The sequence below is a fragment of the Azoarcus sp. L1K30 genome (assembly GCF_018122735.1).
Lineage (GTDB): Bacteria > Pseudomonadota > Gammaproteobacteria > Burkholderiales > Rhodocyclaceae > Parazoarcus.
Map to the genome: position 1 here is coordinate 479,146 of NZ_JAGRRD010000001.1, position 15,951 is coordinate 495,096.

The window sequence follows — 15,951 nt, forward strand, 5'->3', positions numbered from 1 at the left end:
TTGATGGATAACAGGCATTTTCTGAAGGCCGTAATCGGCGCTGCGCTGGCAATGGGAACCGCGCTTGCCAGTGCGGAGGAAATCACCCTCAAGGTGGCGCATTTCTGGCCATCGTCGGCATTGTCGCAGCAGAAGGTGCTGGAGCCGTGGTGCGACAAGATCGCCAAGGAATCGTCCAACCGGCTCAAATGCCAGATCTATCCTTCGATGCAGCTTGGCGGGACGCCGCCGCAACTGATCCAGCAGGCGGCCGACGGCGTGGCCGACATCGTGTGGACTTTGCCGGGCTACACCGCCGGCCGTTTCCCGTCGGTCGAAGTGTTCGAGCTGCCCTTCATGTCGCGCACGGCCGAAGCGACCAGCCGCGCGCTGTGGGACTACGTGGAGCAGTACGGTCAGAAGGACTTCGCGCGCGTCAAGCCGCTGGCTTTTCACGTCCATGACAACGGCTACGTGCACGGCAACAAGCCGATCAAGACCATGGCCGACTTCAATGGCATGAAGATGCGGGCGCCCACGCGGCTGACCAACAAGATGCTGGCTGCATTCGGTGCGGCGCCGGTGGCGATGCCGCTGCCGGCGGTGACAGAGGCCATGTCCAAGGGCGTGATCGACGGCTATGTGCTGCCGTGGGAAGTGATCCCGACGATGAAGCTGCAGGAACTCACCAAATACCACTCCGAGACCGATCCGTCCGAGCCGGCGCTGTATACGGCAGTGTTCGTGATTGCAATGAACAAGGCCAAGTACGACAGCCTGCCGGCCGATCTGAAGAAAGTCATCGACAATAATTCCGGCGCCGACTTCTCTGCGCAGATTGGTCGGGTGTGGGACGAGTCGGCGCCGCTTGCGCGGCAGAAGGCGGTCGACAACGGCAATACCTTCAACACCATTCCGGCTTCCGAGCTGGTGTCGTGGCGCAAGGAGGGCGACAAGCTTGCGGCGGAGTGGGTCAAGGAGATGAGCGACAAGGGCTATCCGGGGCAGGCCATGCTCGATAGCGCGAAGAGCCTGATCGACAAGTACAAGCGCTGACACGACACCGAAGAAGCCATTCGCGCCGAATTTGCGCTGGTTTGTCCGCCCGGGATCCGGTCTTGAAAGGACCGGATCCCGTTGCGTATGCTGGACCTGCCCGTGAACCGAGCCATTGCAGGGGGAAAGATGAAGCTCTATACCTATTTCCGAAGTTCCGCCGCGTACCGCGTCAGGATCGCACTCAACCTGAAGGGCCTGGACTATGACGCCGTGCCCGTACACCTGACCCGCACGGGCGGCGAGCATCTGCAGGAAGGCTATCTCGGTGTCAATCCTGCCGCGCTGGTGCCGGCACTGGCCGAGAATGGCAGGGTCCTGACGCAGTCGATGGCCATTATCGAGTATCTGGACGAGACCCATCCAGAACCCGCGCTGCTGCCGGGAACGGCAGTGGATCGCGCGCGCATCCGCGCCATTGCGCAGGCCATTGCCTGCGACATTCACCCGATCAACAACCTGCGCGTCTTGCAGTACCTTGCGCGTGAGCTTGGGGCGAGCGAAGAGCAGAAGAACACTTGGTATCGGCACTGGGTGGAGCTGGGTCTCACCGCAGTGGAAGCCATGCTCGCGGGCGACGCGCGCACCGGCGCCTTCTGCCATGGCGATACGCCCACCCTTGCCGATTGTTGCCTGGTGCCTCAGGTGTTCAATGCGCGGCGCTTCAAGTGCCGGATGGACGCGTTTCCCGTACTCAGCCGGATCGCTGAACGGTGCGAGGATATCGAGGCCTTTCGCCTCGCCGCACCTGGAAATCAGCCCGACGCCGAGTAGGCAGCGCGGGGCGCTGAGCCCCGCTCAGTGTGCGCCGGAGGTGTTGCCCAGCCTGCCCGAGATCTCGCGCGCGCAGGCCAGCACCCGGGTCGCGGTGGGGCCGTTCCAGTCCGCGTCGAATGCGCCAGCCGGGCCCATCGCGGTAATGGCCAGCGACAGCGCGCCGCTGTTGTCGAACACCGGCGCCGAAAAGGCATTGATGCCCGGAATCGGGTGGCCAAGCGCACGTGCCAGGCCATGTTTTCGCACTTCAGCCAGCAGTTCGTCGACGTGGCGCTGGGACATCTTCAGGGCGGGCTGCTCGCCGCCGGCCAGCTGGGTGAGCTCTTCTTCCATCAAGGGCCGGGTGATGCGCGTGGGCAGGAAGGCCGCAAATACGCGGCCGGTGGCCGTGAGCATGAGCGGCGTCATCACCGTGCCCGGGCGCATGTTGATGTGGATGGGGCGGTGGCATTCCTCGATGCGGATGATGGTCGGGCCGCGATTGCCCCATACGGCGATGGCCACGTTGAGCTGGATGTCGTCGGCGAGCGCGGCGATTTCCGGCATGGCCGCCTTGATCGGATCGAGCGCATGCAGGGCCGTCAACCCCATCTGCAGCGAAAACGGGCCCAGGCCGTAGCGGCCGGTGATGGCGTCCTGTTCGATCAGGCCAAGCTTGCCGAAGCTCACCAGGTAGGGGTGCGCCTTCGCCGGCGGCATTCCGGCCTCGCGTGCCAGGTCTTTCAGCATCATCGGCGTGCCATTGCGCACCAGCGCCTGCAACAGGGTGCCGCCGACCTCGATCGACTGGATGCCGCGACGGTCGCCACGCTCCGCGATGCGTCCTTCGGCAGCGCCGTTGTCCGTATCGGTGGCGCCATGGCCACGCTTGTCGTTTGTCAGCATTTCATGTCTCGCATGGTGCAGATGTTAGCATTTTCGGTGCTGTTGATCGTTCTTTGTGCGGAATTGGTCGCGTTGCGGCGAGCCGCCGCGCACGGCATGAACGAACCCGCGTTTCGATTGCCCTATCGCCGTGAGCGACAGGTTTCGGCATTTTCATTTCGGGAGCGGGAACGTGGTGAATGCAAGCACAGCGATTGGTGGCCGTGGACGGGATCGGTTGCGCCGCGGCGCAGTGATGACTCTGTTGGCCTTGTGTGCCGCGTGGCCGGTCGCGGGCTTTTCCGCTGCGCTCGAGACGGGGGTCAGGGCGACGGTCGTCGCAAGGGGGCTGGAGACGCCGTGGGCGCTGGCATTCTTGCCCGACGGCCGCATGCTGGTGAGCGAACGACCCGGGCGCATGCGCATTGTGAGTACCGACGGCTCGGTGTCGGCGCCGCTTGCCGGTGTGCCCGACGTGCACGCCAGCGGGCAGGGCGGGTTGCTCGACGTCGTGCTCAGTCCCGACTTCGTTCGCGATCGCACGATTTTCTTCTCCTTCGCACAGCCGACGCCGAACGGCGCGCGCACTGCGGTGGCGCGCGCCGTGCTGGCGGTCGATGCGCTTCGTCTCGATGAGGTGAAGGTCATCTTTGCTCAGCGCGAGGCCCCCTCAGGGGGGCATCACTGGGGGTCGCGCCTGGTTTTCGGTCGTGACGGCAACCTTTTTGTCACGCTTGGCGACCGTTTCAGTTTTCGCGACCGCGCACAGGATCTGGGCAGCCACTTGGGAAAGATCGTGCGGATCCGCCCCGATGGCTCGATTCCGCCGGACAATCCCTTCGTCGGCAGGCCGGGCGCGCTGGCGGAAATCTGGTCGTACGGGCACCGCAACGTGCAGGGGGCTGCGTTGCATCCCGTGACCGGGCGCTTGTGGGCGCATGAACACGGGCCGCAGGGTGGTGACGAAGTCAATGAAATCCTGCCCGGACGCAATTATGGCTGGCCGGTGATCACGCACGGCCGCGAATACGTGTTTGGTACCCGCATCGGTGAAGGTACGGAACGCGCCGATGTCGAGCCCTCCCGCCTGCAGTGGACGCCTTCCATTGCGCCTTCGGGCATGAGTTTCTACACCGGGAAGGTGTATCCCGGCTGGCAGAACGGACTGTTCGTGGGCTCGCTCAAGTTCAGGATGCTGGTGCGCCTGAGTGAAACGGATGGAGCGGTGAAGGAGGTGTCGAGACTGCTGCAGGACGAGGGCAAGCGCATTCGCGACGTTCGCCAGGGGCCGGACGGAAAGCTGTGGCTGCTCGAAGAGACCGATGGCAGCGTGCTACGCCTGGACCCGATGTGAACGGACGATGCTAGACTCATCGCTGTCTCCCTCCGGTATCCGACACACATGCGTCTGTTCGAACGACTTAGGCAACTGTTCAAGGCCCCCCCTGTTCCCGAACGGCCCCATCTCGGCGTGCGCGAACGTTCGGTTCAATGTGTCGGTCCGCACGGCCTGCATCGTATGGCCTATACCGAATGGGGCGACAGCGACAACCCGCGGGTGCTGATCTGTGCGCACGGTCTGACCCGCAACGGCCGCGATTTCGACGATCTGGCGCGGGCGATGGCGGATGAATATCGTGTGATCTGCCCCGACGTGGTGGGCCGCGGCAGAAGCGACTGGCTTGGCGTGAAAGGCGATTACGGCTTTCCGCTCTACGTGTCGGACATGATCACGTTGATTGCGCGGCTCAATGTCAAGACCGTGCATTGGGTGGGGACGTCGATGGGCGGCATCATCGGCATGCTCATCGCGAGCATGCCGCATTCGCCGATCACCCGTCTGGTGCTCAACGACGTGGGGCCTGTGATCACTGCGGTATCGCTGCGCCGGATCGGCCCGTATGTCGGCACTGCGCCGGTGTTTCCGTCGATGGAGGCCGCGGAGGCCTACATCAGGGAGGTGAGCGCGCCTTTCGGTCCGCTCACCAACGCGCAGTGGCGTCACCTGACGCAGTATTCGGTGCGTCCGGTCGAGGGTGGTTTCGCCATGATGTACGACCCCGGCATCGGCGACGCATTCAGGCAGATTCCGATCGTGATGGATGTCGAGATGTGGGACACCTACGATCGCGTGCGCTGTCCGACCCTGGCGCTGCGTGGGGCTGAGTCGGATCTACTCGAGCGCGATGTTCACGTCGCCATGTCGAGTCGCGGCCCTGCAGCGCGGATCGTGGAATTCGACGGCATAGGGCATGCGCCGATGTTGATGGACCCCGGGCAGATCCGCGTCGTGCGGGACTTCCTGCTCGAAGGCGGGCGCGCGGCATCCTGAGCGTGCGGAGGCCGCCCGGCGGCGCCTGATACCGGCGCGCCGGGGCGGGAGGCACCCGCCCGGGCTGCTGGTCCGGATCAGATGCGGAAGCGGTTGGCGCTCTCTTGCATGCGTGTGGCGAGATTGGCAAGCGACTCGGCCGAGGACGAAGTCTGCGTCGTCGTCGCACTGGTTTCCTCGGCGTAGGTCGCGATCTCCTCGACGCGCTTGGCAACCTCGGCCGACGCGCTGGATTGTTCGCGCAGCGCAACGTCGACCTCGCCGACCAGCTCGGCTACGCGTCGTGCCATGGATTGAAGATTGGCGATGGTCTGCCCGGCTTTCTGCGCGTGCTCGACGCTGTTCTTGACGGCCCCGACCCCTTCGTCGATGCCGTTGACGACTTCGCGCGTGGAATCCTGGATCGATGACACCATCGTGGTGATCTCGCGTGTCGATTGAGCGGTGCGCTCGGAGAGCTTGCGTACCTCGTCGGCCACCACGGCGAAGCCGCGACCGTGTTCGCCGGCCCGCGCCGCTTCGATCGCCGCATTGAGCGCCAGCAGATTGGTCTGTTCGGCGATGTCCTTGATGACCTGGACGATGTTCGAAATCTGCTGCGACTCGATCGCGAGGCCGCCGATGCGCTCCGATGCGCTCGCGACCACGTTCGATACACGGTTGATCTCCTCGATCAACTGGTCAACGGTGGCGCGTCCTTCACGCGCCTGGGCGTCGGAATCCCGCGCCAGTTTGCTGGCATCACCTGTCGTGTCCGAGACGTGATTGATCGACACGGTCAGCTCTTCGACATTGGCGGCAATTGCCGCAGACGCACTGCTTTGCACACTGGAGCTTTGCTCCATCTGTTTGACGCTGTCTCCGAGGTGGCGCGCGGCCCCGTTCAGTTGCTCGGCATGATTGCGCGTTTCCGAGACCGTTTCATGCAGGGCCGTCTGCATTTGCGCCATGGCCGTGGTCAGGTGCCCAATCTCGTCTCCGGCAGGCGGCGGGAGTGCCTTGTCTGCCAGATTGCCTGCCGCGATCTGATTGGCAGCAGTGACGAGTGTGTCGAGGCGTCTGGCGATGAGTCTGGAGATGATGGTCGACATGACGATCGCCAGGATGATCCCTGCCACCAATGCAATGCCGGAGAGGAGAGTCGCCCTATCCGACAAGGCTTCCTGGTCCTGTGCGGTGACTTCGGTGGCGTCGGCGTTGAAGGCGACCAGCGCATCGACGGCGTCGCGCAGGCTGTTGGCATTGGTGACCCACTCCGTGCGCTGACGCTGCATGGCTGTGTCGATCTGCCCGGCATTGACGAGGTCGATAACACCCTTCACCGACGTCTCGTAAGCCGCGGCACGGGCTTTGACGTCTTCTACCAGCTTGTGCTCGGCGTCGTTCGAGACATGGGGCTCGTAGGCCTTGATCGCATCGTTCAGGCCCTGGCTCAGCTTGTCCAGGGAGGCCTCCATTTTCTTGCGGCCGCTCGGGTCTGATTCGAGCAGGTACTCCAGGCTGCGAATCCGGTACCGGAGCCGAAACTGGCTGATCTTTGCGACCTTGACAATGGACGGGAGTTCTTCACGCGCGAGCTTCGTCCCGAGACCGTGCAGTTGATTGATCTGCACGATCGAGAGCCCGAGCGCGATGATCAGTATGCCGCCCGACAGCAGGAAGTTGACTAGGAGCTTCGCGCCCAGTCCCAGGTTGTCAAACCATTTCATTATTCTGTCCCCCTATTTCTTGGCCGACGTGTGGTGCAACCGGGGCAAATGCCAAGTGGCGAACGAATGGCCCGGTGCACTGGTATCGTCAGCTCGACGTGATACTTTAGCGCCAGTGTATAGGTGTGCTCTTGAGGGCACCTGTCCCGAGTGGCGGTTGGGGCCGATGATGGGCTCCTCCCCCTTGTATGTTCAAGGAAAGGGAAGGAACCCGCTAAACAGGTTCGGGCCGCCAACCTGAGTGCCGAACAGCCCGTAGCATTACACTGGATAGGCGCTGCTTCGGTGGCGACCGGCCAGAGCGCTGCCACGGTTCTCAGGCGCCGGCTTCCTCGTCCGGCACGAAGCGGACGGATGCGGAGTTGATGCAGTAGCGCAGGCCGGTCGGTGGCGGGCCGTCTTCGAATACATGGCCGAGGTGGGCGCCGCATTGGTGACACAGCACCTCGGTGCGGCGCATGAAGTGGCTGTTGTCTTCCGCTGACTCGACGTTCTCGGGCGCTGCGGCGGTCCAGAAACTCGGCCAGCCGCAGCCGGCGTCGAATTTATGCTCGGCGTCGAACAGCGGCGCGTCGCAGCAGACACACCGATAGCTGCCCTTGTCCCAGGTGTTCCAGTACTCGCCGGTGAACGGGCGCTCGGTGCCCTTTTCGCGGGCAACGTGGTACTGGATGGATGTCAGCAGCTCGCGCCATTCGGCGCTGGATTTCTCTATTTTTCTTGCCATTGCTGTCTCCGTTGGCGGCCGCGGCGTATCAATGCAGGTGTCTCGGAACCTGTTCGGTGTGATCCTCGGGCATTTCGGCGTGGACGATTTCTCCTTCCGGGGACGGGTACATCGGTGCGCCGCAATCCTCGCAGTACTCCAGTGGAAAACGATGATCGAGCACGCGCACGTCGCCGACGCCACACTCGCGCAGGACGGCTTCGATCGCAGCCGGGACGTCCATCGCCTCGTCTTCGGTGCCGAGCAATGGCCACACCACACCGTGGACGACATCCTCGCGCCCGCGCAGGGTGAAGCCGATGCGGTATTCCTCGATCTGCTGGTCCCAGAAGGGCGCGATGACGGCCACCAGACTGGGGGCGGGGGCATCGAGTGCTGCGCCGAGGAAGGCCACCGAGGCGCGAACGGAGTAGGGTCTGCTGCCCTTGTCAGCCATGCGGCTGGCAGCGAAGTAGGCTTCCGGCAGCACGAATTCGAGCGCGCAGCCGGGCATCAGTGGCGCCAGACAGGCGCCGCCCTGGCTGCGCCATTGCTCGAGCGCCTGTTCGCGGCTGCCATCGGGCTCCTGCCAGCGAAATAGCGCTTCGCCCTTGCGCACCGCGACCGCCGCCAGCAGATAGCGGGTGTCGGACAGGAACTGCGTGGTTTCGGGCATGCCCGCAGTCTCGATATGGAGGTCGTGCCCATCGATCGCCGCGCGTCCCATGATGCCGGCGAACTGGGCCGTTGCACAGTATCCCTGTGGCAGTTGGTCGGGGCTGAAGATGAAGTCCGCGATCGCCAGTCGGGTTCCCGAGGCCAGGACGTGAGCCTGCAGGTGAACCCGGATGTTTGCCAGCGTCGTGGCCGACAGGCTGGTGGCCGGTATGTTGAACCGCGACCACGCCAGCACCGGCGCGGCGATGAGCAGGATGTCGTGTTCGGCCGAGACGCCTGCGGCAGATTCGGCGCGTGATTCGATGTGGTCGGCCAGTTCGTCGTAACCGGGCGTGTCATTGCCGAAGAGCTGATCGAGGGCGGCGTTGAGGGTGTCTTCGTCATCACTGCCGAGGACCGTGTCGATCACGCCGGAAAGACGTTCCTCCCAGTATCGGTCTTCCACTCTGCAGCCGGATTCGGCCAGCCCCGAGGCCAGCCAGACAAGTTGTTCTGCTAGGCGGCCGATGCCGCCGCGGCGCTTGATGCGCGGTCTTTTCATCTCGAATCCCGTGTGGCGATGCGTTACTTGGGTGCTCAGGCATTTTGAGCCATTCTAGCGCAGCAGGTTCAGTACGCCGGTTTGTTGAGGCTGACGGTCTGCAGGATGGTGGCCGAGATTTCTTCAATGGACTTGGTGGTCGAGTCGAGCCAGCGGATATTCTCCCTGCGCATGAGCTTTTGCGCCGCATCGATCTCGTAGGTGCAGTTCTCGTGGGAGGCATAACGGCTGTTGGGGCGGCGCTCCTGGCGAATCTGCGACAGGCGTTCGGGGGCGATGGTGAGGCCGAACAGCTTGGTGCGATAGCGGTGCAGCTCTCCGGGGAGCTTGTTGCGCTCGAAATCCTCCGGGATGAGCGGATAGTTCGCCGCCTTGACACCGAATTGCATCGCCAGGTACAGGCTCGTTGGCGTCTTTCCCGAGCGCGACACGCCGACCAGAATCACGTCGGCCTCGGCGAGTTCGCCGTCCGAAGAAATGCCGTCATCGTGCGCCATCGCAAAGTTGATGGCTTCGATGCGATTCTTGTAGTCGTTGCTGTCGGCGATGCCGTGAAAGCGGCCGACGGCGTGGGTGGAGCGCTGACCGAGTTCGGATTCCAGCGGCCCGATGAAGCGATCGAACAGGTCGAGGAACAGGGCATCGGCCTTGTGCAGTGCGCTGACTGTCTCCGGATTGACCAGGGTGCTGAACACGATCGGGCGGGTACCGTCGGCAATGAAGGCTTCCCGAATCTTGTTCGCGCAGTCGATGGCCTTGTCGAGATCGTCGACGAAGGGAATGCGAACCTGGCGAAAGCGGGCATCGGGGAACTGGGCCAGCAGGCTGTGGCCCAGCGTTTCCGCGGTAATGCCGGTGCCGTCGGAAATGAAGAAGACTGTCCGGTTCGGGAGATTGCTCATGTTTTCAGAGGGCTCGCTGGTTTCGCGTGGATGACTAGGGCAAACCCTGCCGTGCGGCAGAGCACAATTATTCTGTAAAATACCATTTTTCGATTTCTTCATGGATTCCGGAAGCCACTCATGAGCCGTTACGTCATTCCCTTCGTAGAACTTCGCATGACCGACGTCGATAAGGTCGGCGGCAAGAACGCCTCGCTCGGCGAGATGATCAGCCAGTTGCCGTCCAGCGTCCGCGTGCCGGGTGGTTTCGCGACCACCGCCGACGCCTACCGCGAGTTCCTCGCTCACAATGGGCTGGCAGACCGGATCAATGCCGCACTCGATGTGCTCGACGTCGACGATGTCGACGCGCTGGCCAAAACCGGTGCCGAGATCCGTCAGTGGATCATCGATACGCCCTTTCCGGCGCAGCTCGAAGCCGACCTCAAGGCTGCCTACGAGCAGATCACGGCCGAAGGCGAGGGCAGTTTCGCCGTGCGCTCGTCGGCTACTGCAGAGGACTTGCCCGACGCATCGTTCGCGGGTCAGCAGGAGACCTTCCTCAACATTCACGGCTATGAGAACATTCTGCATGCCATGAAGGAAGTGTTTGCGTCGCTCTACAACGACCGCGCGATCGCTTACCGCGTGCACAAGGATTTCGCCCACGCCGACGTGGCCCTGTCGGCCGGCGTCCAGCGTATGGTGCGTTCCGACACCGGCGCGTCGGGTGTGATGTTCACGATCGACACCGAATCCGGCTTCAAGGACGTGGTGTTCATCACCGCCTCTTACGGGCTGGGCGAAACGGTGGTGCAGGGCGCGGTCAACCCGGACGAGTTCTATGTTCACAAGCCCACGCTGGCGCTCGGCCGTCCGGCGGTAGTGCGCCGCAATCTCGGGTCCAAGTTGATCCAGATGGTGTTTTCGGACAAGAAGGAAGCCGGCAAGTCCGTGCGCACCATCGATGTGCCCGAGGCTGATCGCAATCGTTTCTCGCTGACCGACGAAGACGTGCTCGAGCTTGCGCGCTATGCGGTGGTGATCGAGCAGCACTACGGCCGTCCGATGGACATCGAGTGGGGCAAGGATGGTGTCGACGGCAAACTCTATATCCTGCAGGCGCGTCCGGAAACGGTGAAGAGCCAGTCCGCCGGCCATGTCATGGAGAAATACCGCCTCAAGCAGTACGGTAAGGCGCTGACCCACGGTCGGGCAATCGGTCAGAAGATTGGTGCCGGGACCGTGCGCGTGGTGAAGGACGCCTCCGAGATGAATCGCGTTCAGGCCGGCGACATCCTCGTGACTGACATGACCGACCCCAACTGGGAGCCGGTGATGAAGCGCGCCAGCGCCATTGTCACCAACCGTGGCGGCCGCACCTGCCACGCCGCGATCATCGCGCGTGAGCTTGGCATCCCTGCCATCGTGGGCTGCGGCAACGCGACCGACATCCTGTCCGAGGGTGATTCCGTCACCGTGTCCTGCGCCGAAGGCGACACCGGCTATGTATACCGCGGCCGGCTCGAATTTGAGGTCATCACCACCGACATGGGCAACCTGCCCGACATTCCGGTGAAGATCATGATGAACGTCGGGAATCCCGAACTCGCCTTCGAGTTCGCGCAGATCCCCAACGGCGGCGTCGGTCTGGCCCGCCTCGAGTTCGTCATCAACAACATGATCGGCATTCACCCGAAGGCCATTCTCGAACTGAGCCAGGTGCCGGCCAGCCTGCGCGATGAGATCAACCGCCGGTCGCGCGGCTATGCCACGCCGAAGCAGTTCTTCATCGAGAAGCTGGTCGAAGGCGTGGCGACAATCGCCGCCGCTTTCTATCCGAAGCCCGTGATCGTGCGGATGTCCGACTTCAAGTCGAACGAATACCGCAAGCTGCTCGGCGGTGACATCTACGAGCCGGAGGAGGAAAACCCGATGCTGGGTTTCCGTGGGGCATCGCGATACATCGCGCACTCGTTCCGCGACTGCTTCGAAATGGAATGTGCCGCAATGCGCAAAGTGCGCAACGAACTGGGCCTGACCAACGTACAGATCATGATTCCGTTCGTGCGCAACGTCGAAGAAGCCTCGGGCGTGGTGAATCTGCTCGCCGAGCATGGTCTGAAGCGTGGCGTGAACGATCTCAAGCTCATCATGATGTGCGAGATTCCGTCCAACGCGCTGCTGGCCGACCAGTTCCTCGAGCACTTCGACGGCTTCTCCATCGGCTCCAACGATCTGACTCAGCTTACCCTCGGGCTCGATCGTGACTCGGGACTGGTGGCGCATGCCTTCGACGAACGCGATCCCGCAGTGAAATCCTTGCTGTCGATGGCGATCAAGTCGGCAAACCGTCTCGGCAAGTATGTGGGTATCTGCGGTCAGGGGCCGTCGGACCACGCGGACTTCGCCGAGTGGCTGATGGATGAAGGCATCCAGACCATTTCGCTGAACCCGGATACGGTGGTGTCGACCTGGCTGAGTCTGTCTTCGCACGTCGGCAAGTAAGCGCAGGGTTTTCGGTAGTTGGCAGGACGGCGGCTTCGGCCGCCGTCCTGCGTTCACGGCAAAGCATGCCGTGGGGCTTCCTTGTTAGGAGGATGGTGATAGACTCCGTCTGTTTTGTGTTTGACCAAATTGATTGTGTGCGGATGTTTCCACCAAACTGGTCGGCACGGTCTCACTGTCAGGCTGCCTGTTCATTGCTCCGGAACGGTCGGTCGCTTTCGGAGGAAGGGCATGGCGTTGGTCATACTTTCCATGGGTCGGCAGGGTCGGTCCAGGGTGCGTACGCTGAGTTCACGGGCGATGGTCGTCATCGCGTCGAGCGCGTTGCTCGCGGTTGCCGCGGGCGCGTTTGCGCTCGGGGTCGGCGTCGGTCGGGGTGAGGCGCCGGAAGGGCAGGTGTCTCCGCTGAGCGTCGATCATCCGGAAGGACGTTTCCTGGTCGATCGTCTCGGCGAGATTTCCGCAAAACTCGCTCGCCTGGAGGGCGAGGCGCTGAGTCTGGCAAAGCGCGTTGGCGTGCTCAAGGGCGGCGGCGCACGGAATGAAAATGTGCGTACGGCGCCACCGTCGGATGTGCCGCCGGGCAAGAAAGGCGACGGAGCGTCGATGGCTGCGGCGAGCGGGGGACCGATGATTCCGCTGTCTGGCACGCGCATGGATGCCGACCAGGCGATTGCCGTCTTCGATGATCAGGGCGCAGGCTTGACCGATCTCGAGTACGAGCTCGATCGCCTCGGTGCAGTGCTGTTCGAAGTAGAGCAGGTTACGACCGAACTCGACGTGGCGCAGATGGCTTTCCCCAGCCGCAATCCGGTGCCCGGTGCGCGCCGCAGTTCGTCTTTCGGAAAACGCTTCGATCCGATAAATGGGCGTGTGGCCTTCCACTCCGGTCTCGATTTTCAGGCAGGTACGGGTACGCCGATTGTGGCCAGTGCAGGTGGCAAGGTCGTCTTCTCCGGCTATCACCGTGAATATGGCTACATGATCGAGATCGATCATGGCAATGGCCTGACGACGCGCTATGCGCACTGCTCACGGTTGTTCGTCAAGGTCGGCGATGTGGTCACGCCGTTGCAGCGTATTGCGGCGGTCGGTTCGACTGGGCGCTCCACCGGGGCGCACCTGCATTTCGAGGTCTTGCGCAAGGGCGCATTCGTCAATCCTGTCGCCTATCTTGCGCGTCACTGATCCGGGAAGACGGTGAATCGATTTGGCGGTTTCAGACCGCGTTGTCTGGGCGAGGATGCCGCACGCGAACGTCTGGCAGCCCGAAGCCGGATGCGCGTACTGGTGTCTGGCGCGATCGGTGCGGTATTGGCATGCATCGTTGTGCTTGCCGTTGAGCATCTGGCGGGCGATGACGACAGGGCGCGGATCGACACGCTGGAGCAGGAAAACCGGCGGCTTGGAGACGAACTCGGTGTTGGCCGGCTGGCGCTTGAAATGGAGCGCGCCACTCGGGCCGAACTCGAGCGCCAGCTCGCCGAGATGAACGAGGCCCTCAAAAAGCGTCAGTCGGAGCTCGTGTTTCTGAAATCTCAGCTGGCGAAGCATCCGCCGCGTTAGTGCGCTTCATGGTGTGCTCCTTGTCCGGCCGCACTTAGGCCGACGCCGTCGCTCATGTATCGAAGGTGACTTTGAGTTCAGGTGGATGGTCCGGGTGGCCAAGCCAGCCGACCTTCCTGAACGCGAGCCAGACGAGCCAGGCGACAAACCAGGTCGCGTAGAAGCTGAACACCACGTCGCTGAGAAAATGGGCGCCCTGTGCGATGCGACCATAACCGAACAAACCGCCCAGCCCCAGCCCGATCAAGGTCCAGCGCCGTCGCGCAACGGCGCCGCCGAGAAAGCCCAGGCTGACGAAATAGAACCCGGCCGAGGCGTGACCACTGACGAAAGAGCAATTCTTTGCGCACTGGTCAGAGATGACGAGGGCTGGCGAAAACCGCGCGGTGCCGCCGAACTCGGTGATCCTCGCGGGACGCGCGCGGCCCCAGTGATCCTTGAGCACGACGTCGATCATCAGGCCGGGGCCGAGCATCAACACAATGATCAGATAACCGACCTGAATGCGCCGGCGGGCCCCGTGCGCACCACGCTGAAAGGTGTAGGCGAAGAGGGCGATGAACAAGCCGATGATGATCGCCTTGGACATCATCGGGATGCCCCGGTAAAGCGCCATCACGAATGCACTGCGTTCACCGGAGAATTCGCCGTCCGCGTCGAAGAAGGCCGCGCTGACGTGCAGGTCGATTTCCGGCCACAGCAGGAAGACTGCGCCACTGGCGATCATGCTGAGGAGCATGACCAGCGGCAGGCCGACCTCCGGCCTGCGGTACTGCGGCGAATCCTCTTGCAGGCGCGGGGACGCCATGCCTACTCCTTGGCCGTGACTTCGCGTACGACCGCAACACCGCCCTTGCGGAACAGTGTTTCGTAGCCGGTCTCCGGAATCCGGTCGATGCGGGTAATGGCCAGTTCCCCGGGGCCGGGTGCGCCCGAGGGGGTCACTGCTTCACGATAGACGCTGACGCTCGGCGCGTCGAAGCGCCACAGCACCACTGGCTCGTCCCGTTCGCGGACGAAGGCCGCCGCCGCCTTCTGCGGCCCCTGCAGCACGGCACCGGCCCATGGCACCACGACGGTGGTCAGTGCCACGATCTGCAGCGTCGCGCCGATCATCATCTTCATCCAGATCCCCGCCTGGAGCCGCCAGATGACGGCGAGCCAGAGCAGCAGGCAGCCCAGCGTCACGGCGTAATACTGCCAGCCCGCAAGATGCAGGGACTCGGCGAGTTGGGCGCGGTAGTAGGCATTGCCCGCGCTGCTGGCTGACAGCAGGTTGAAGACCAGGGGCAGCACGAAGAGCAGGGCGAGCAGCGCGGTTGGCGGGGCGTAGTGCACCCAGCTGCGACGCAGCTCGTCGCGATGGGCTGCGACGAGCAGAAACAGCGGGGTGGCGCCATAGAGCACGTAGTGCGGCAGTTTGGTGCCCGAAAGCGAGAAGAAGACTACGACGAAGCCAGCCCAGATCCACAGGAAACGACGCACACTGGTGTGCGTGTCGGCACGGATGTTGCGCAGCGATGCGATCAGCGGCGAGGTCCATGGCAGCAGCAGTAGCGGTACCGCGATCACATAGTAGAACAGGCTGCCGGCGTGGCCTTCGAGCGTGCCGGTAAAGCGCTGAACGTTGTGCTTGAGAATGAAACCATCGATGAATTTGTGCCCGTGGATGAGCAATGCAGCGGCATACCAGGGCACCACCAGCACGGCGAGGATCGTCCAGCCGACAGGGTCGAACACCGAGCGAACCCAGCGCCGCCACTCGCCGCGGCTTGCGCAATAGAGCAGCGTGACCGTGCCGGGGACGATCAGGGCGATCGGCCCTTTGGTGAGCACGCCGAGGCCGATCCAAACGTAGCTTCGCAGCAGCGGCGTACGCTGGCCGGATTCGAGATGGCGCCAGGCATCGAACAGCGCCAGCGCGAGCAGCATGTTGAGCAGGGCGTCCGCGGTGGCGGCGCGGCCGATGGCGAAGGGGCCGATCGCGGTGGCCGCCACCGCGAGTGCGGCGAGGGCGGTGTCGGGGCCGAAGCGCTGGCGCGCGAAATGCCAGGTCGCGTAGCTCCACACCGTCGCTGCGAGCGCCGATGGCAGACGGAAGGCCCATTCGCTGGCCCCGAAGATCAGATAGCCGAGCGCCTGCAGCCAGTAGACCAGGATGGGTTTGTCGAAGCGATGTTCGCCGTTGAGGTAGGTCGACAGGAAGTCGCCGCGCTCGAACATCTCGCGTGTGGCCTCGGAGAAGGCGCCTTCATCGACATCGAACAGCGGCGAGCCACCCAGGCGCAGGAAATAGCTGAGCAGGGGCAGCAGCAGGATCAGCGTGACGACGACCCGGTTGCGGGACAGCATCC

At 63.3% G+C, this 15,951-nt stretch carries 14 protein-coding genes; 7 read left to right on the top strand and 7 right to left on the bottom strand.

The genetic code is table 11. The features are described 5' to 3' along the window. Positions 1–3: 3 nt before the first annotated feature. Both J5J83_RS02180 and maiA read left to right on the top strand, forming a co-directional pair. Positions 4–1,035, top strand: a complete 1,032-nt coding sequence (locus J5J83_RS02180) for a TRAP transporter substrate-binding protein (protein WP_212344780.1) — start codon at positions 4–6, stop codon at positions 1,033–1,035. Positions 1,036–1,164: 129 nt separating this feature from the next. Continuing rightward, positions 1,165–1,809, top strand: coding sequence for a maleylacetoacetate isomerase (gene maiA / locus J5J83_RS02185; protein WP_212352731.1), 645 nt, complete (start codon positions 1,165–1,167; stop codon positions 1,807–1,809). A gap of 24 nt (positions 1,810–1,833) precedes the next feature. Here maiA and J5J83_RS02190 read toward each other — a convergent pair whose 3' ends face one another. After that, positions 1,834–2,697, bottom strand: coding sequence for an IclR family transcriptional regulator (locus tag J5J83_RS02190; protein ID WP_212344784.1), 864 nt, complete (start codon positions 2,695–2,697; stop codon positions 1,834–1,836). Positions 2,698–2,932: 235 nt separating this feature from the next. Here J5J83_RS02190 and J5J83_RS02195 point away from each other — a divergent pair, with 235 nt between their 5' ends. Next, a complete protein-coding gene (locus J5J83_RS02195; protein WP_212344787.1) occupies positions 2,933–4,030 on the top strand; it encodes a PQQ-dependent sugar dehydrogenase in 1,098 nt (365 codons plus the stop codon). 48 nt (positions 4,031–4,078) lie between these two features. Continuing rightward, positions 4,079–5,008, top strand: coding sequence for an alpha/beta hydrolase (locus J5J83_RS02200; protein WP_212344790.1), 930 nt, complete (start codon positions 4,079–4,081; stop codon positions 5,006–5,008). 77 nt (positions 5,009–5,085) lie between these two features. On the opposite strand, the gene J5J83_RS02205 is transcribed toward J5J83_RS02200, so the two are convergent. From J5J83_RS02205 to J5J83_RS02220, 4 genes are all read right to left on the bottom strand, one after another. After that, positions 5,086–6,717 carry a methyl-accepting chemotaxis protein gene (locus J5J83_RS02205; RefSeq protein WP_212344793.1) on the bottom strand — a complete coding sequence of 544 codons (1,632 nt, stop codon included), beginning with the start codon at positions 6,715–6,717 and terminating at the stop codon, positions 5,086–5,088. A 316-nt stretch (positions 6,718–7,033) separates the two neighbouring features. Continuing rightward, positions 7,034–7,444, bottom strand: coding sequence for a peptide-methionine (R)-S-oxide reductase MsrB (msrB, locus tag J5J83_RS02210; RefSeq protein WP_212344796.1), 411 nt, complete (start codon positions 7,442–7,444; stop codon positions 7,034–7,036). Between the two features lie 28 nt (positions 7,445–7,472). Next, positions 7,473–8,642 carry a DUF2863 family protein gene (locus tag J5J83_RS02215; protein WP_212344798.1) on the bottom strand — a complete coding sequence of 390 codons (1,170 nt, stop codon included), beginning with the start codon at positions 8,640–8,642 and terminating at the stop codon, positions 7,473–7,475. Positions 8,643–8,710: 68 nt separating this feature from the next. Next, on the bottom strand, positions 8,711–9,544 hold the full coding sequence (locus J5J83_RS02220) for a pyruvate, water dikinase regulatory protein (RefSeq protein WP_212344803.1): 834 nt from the start codon (positions 9,542–9,544) through the stop codon (positions 8,711–8,713). Positions 9,545–9,664: 120 nt separating this feature from the next. On the opposite strand from J5J83_RS02220, the gene ppsA reads away from it, so the two are divergent. From ppsA to J5J83_RS02235, 3 genes are all read left to right on the top strand, one after another. Next, complete coding sequence (gene ppsA, locus J5J83_RS02225) at positions 9,665–12,031, top strand: phosphoenolpyruvate synthase (RefSeq protein WP_212344805.1); 2,367 nt, start codon at positions 9,665–9,667, stop codon at positions 12,029–12,031. 231 nt (positions 12,032–12,262) lie between these two features. Then, positions 12,263–13,219, top strand: coding sequence for a M23 family metallopeptidase (locus J5J83_RS22885; RefSeq protein ID WP_249115587.1), 957 nt, complete (start codon positions 12,263–12,265; stop codon positions 13,217–13,219). Positions 13,220–13,231: 12 nt separating this feature from the next. After that, positions 13,232–13,597 (top strand): hypothetical protein, encoded by a 366-nt coding sequence (locus J5J83_RS02235; RefSeq protein ID WP_212344807.1) that lies wholly within the window; start codon positions 13,232–13,234, stop codon positions 13,595–13,597. A 52-nt stretch (positions 13,598–13,649) separates the two neighbouring features. Here J5J83_RS02235 and J5J83_RS02240 read toward each other — a convergent pair whose 3' ends face one another. Then, positions 13,650–14,405, bottom strand: a complete 756-nt coding sequence (locus J5J83_RS02240) for a phosphatase PAP2 family protein (RefSeq protein WP_212344809.1) — start codon at positions 14,403–14,405, stop codon at positions 13,650–13,652. A gap of 2 nt (positions 14,406–14,407) precedes the next feature. After that, positions 14,408–15,949, bottom strand: coding sequence for a glycosyltransferase family 39 protein (locus J5J83_RS02245; RefSeq protein ID WP_212344811.1), 1,542 nt, complete (start codon positions 15,947–15,949; stop codon positions 14,408–14,410). Between the last annotated feature and the right edge of the window lie 2 nt (positions 15,950–15,951).

Bases quoted from the DNA above. Each gene is read 5' to 3' on its own strand.
- msrB (WP_212344796.1), bottom strand. From the start codon at position 7,444: ATGGCAAGAAAAATAGAGAAATCCAGCGCCGAATGGCGCGAGCTGCTG.
- ppsA (WP_212344805.1), top strand. From the start codon at position 9,665: ATGAGCCGTTACGTCATTCCCTTCGTAGAACTTCGCATGACCGACGTC.
- J5J83_RS02220 (WP_212344803.1), bottom strand. From the start codon at position 9,544: ATGAGCAATCTCCCGAACCGGACAGTCTTCTTCATTTCCGACGGCACC.
- J5J83_RS02215 (WP_212344798.1), bottom strand. From the start codon at position 8,642: ATGAAAAGACCGCGCATCAAGCGCCGCGGCGGCATCGGCCGCCTAGCA.
- J5J83_RS02190 (WP_212344784.1), bottom strand. From the start codon at position 2,697: ATGCTGACAAACGACAAGCGTGGCCATGGCGCCACCGATACGGACAAC.
- J5J83_RS02180 (WP_212344780.1), top strand. From the start codon at position 4: ATGGATAACAGGCATTTTCTGAAGGCCGTAATCGGCGCTGCGCTGGCA.
- J5J83_RS02205 (WP_212344793.1), bottom strand. From the start codon at position 6,717: ATGAAATGGTTTGACAACCTGGGACTGGGCGCGAAGCTCCTAGTCAAC.
- maiA (WP_212352731.1), top strand. From the start codon at position 1,165: ATGAAGCTCTATACCTATTTCCGAAGTTCCGCCGCGTACCGCGTCAGG.
- J5J83_RS02200 (WP_212344790.1), top strand. From the start codon at position 4,079: ATGCGTCTGTTCGAACGACTTAGGCAACTGTTCAAGGCCCCCCCTGTT.
- J5J83_RS02195 (WP_212344787.1), top strand. From the start codon at position 2,933: ATGACTCTGTTGGCCTTGTGTGCCGCGTGGCCGGTCGCGGGCTTTTCC.
- J5J83_RS02240 (WP_212344809.1), bottom strand. From the start codon at position 14,405: ATGGCGTCCCCGCGCCTGCAAGAGGATTCGCCGCAGTACCGCAGGCCG.
- J5J83_RS22885 (WP_249115587.1), top strand. From the start codon at position 12,263: ATGGCGTTGGTCATACTTTCCATGGGTCGGCAGGGTCGGTCCAGGGTG.
- J5J83_RS02245 (WP_212344811.1), bottom strand. From the start codon at position 15,949: ATGCTGTCCCGCAACCGGGTCGTCGTCACGCTGATCCTGCTGCTGCCC.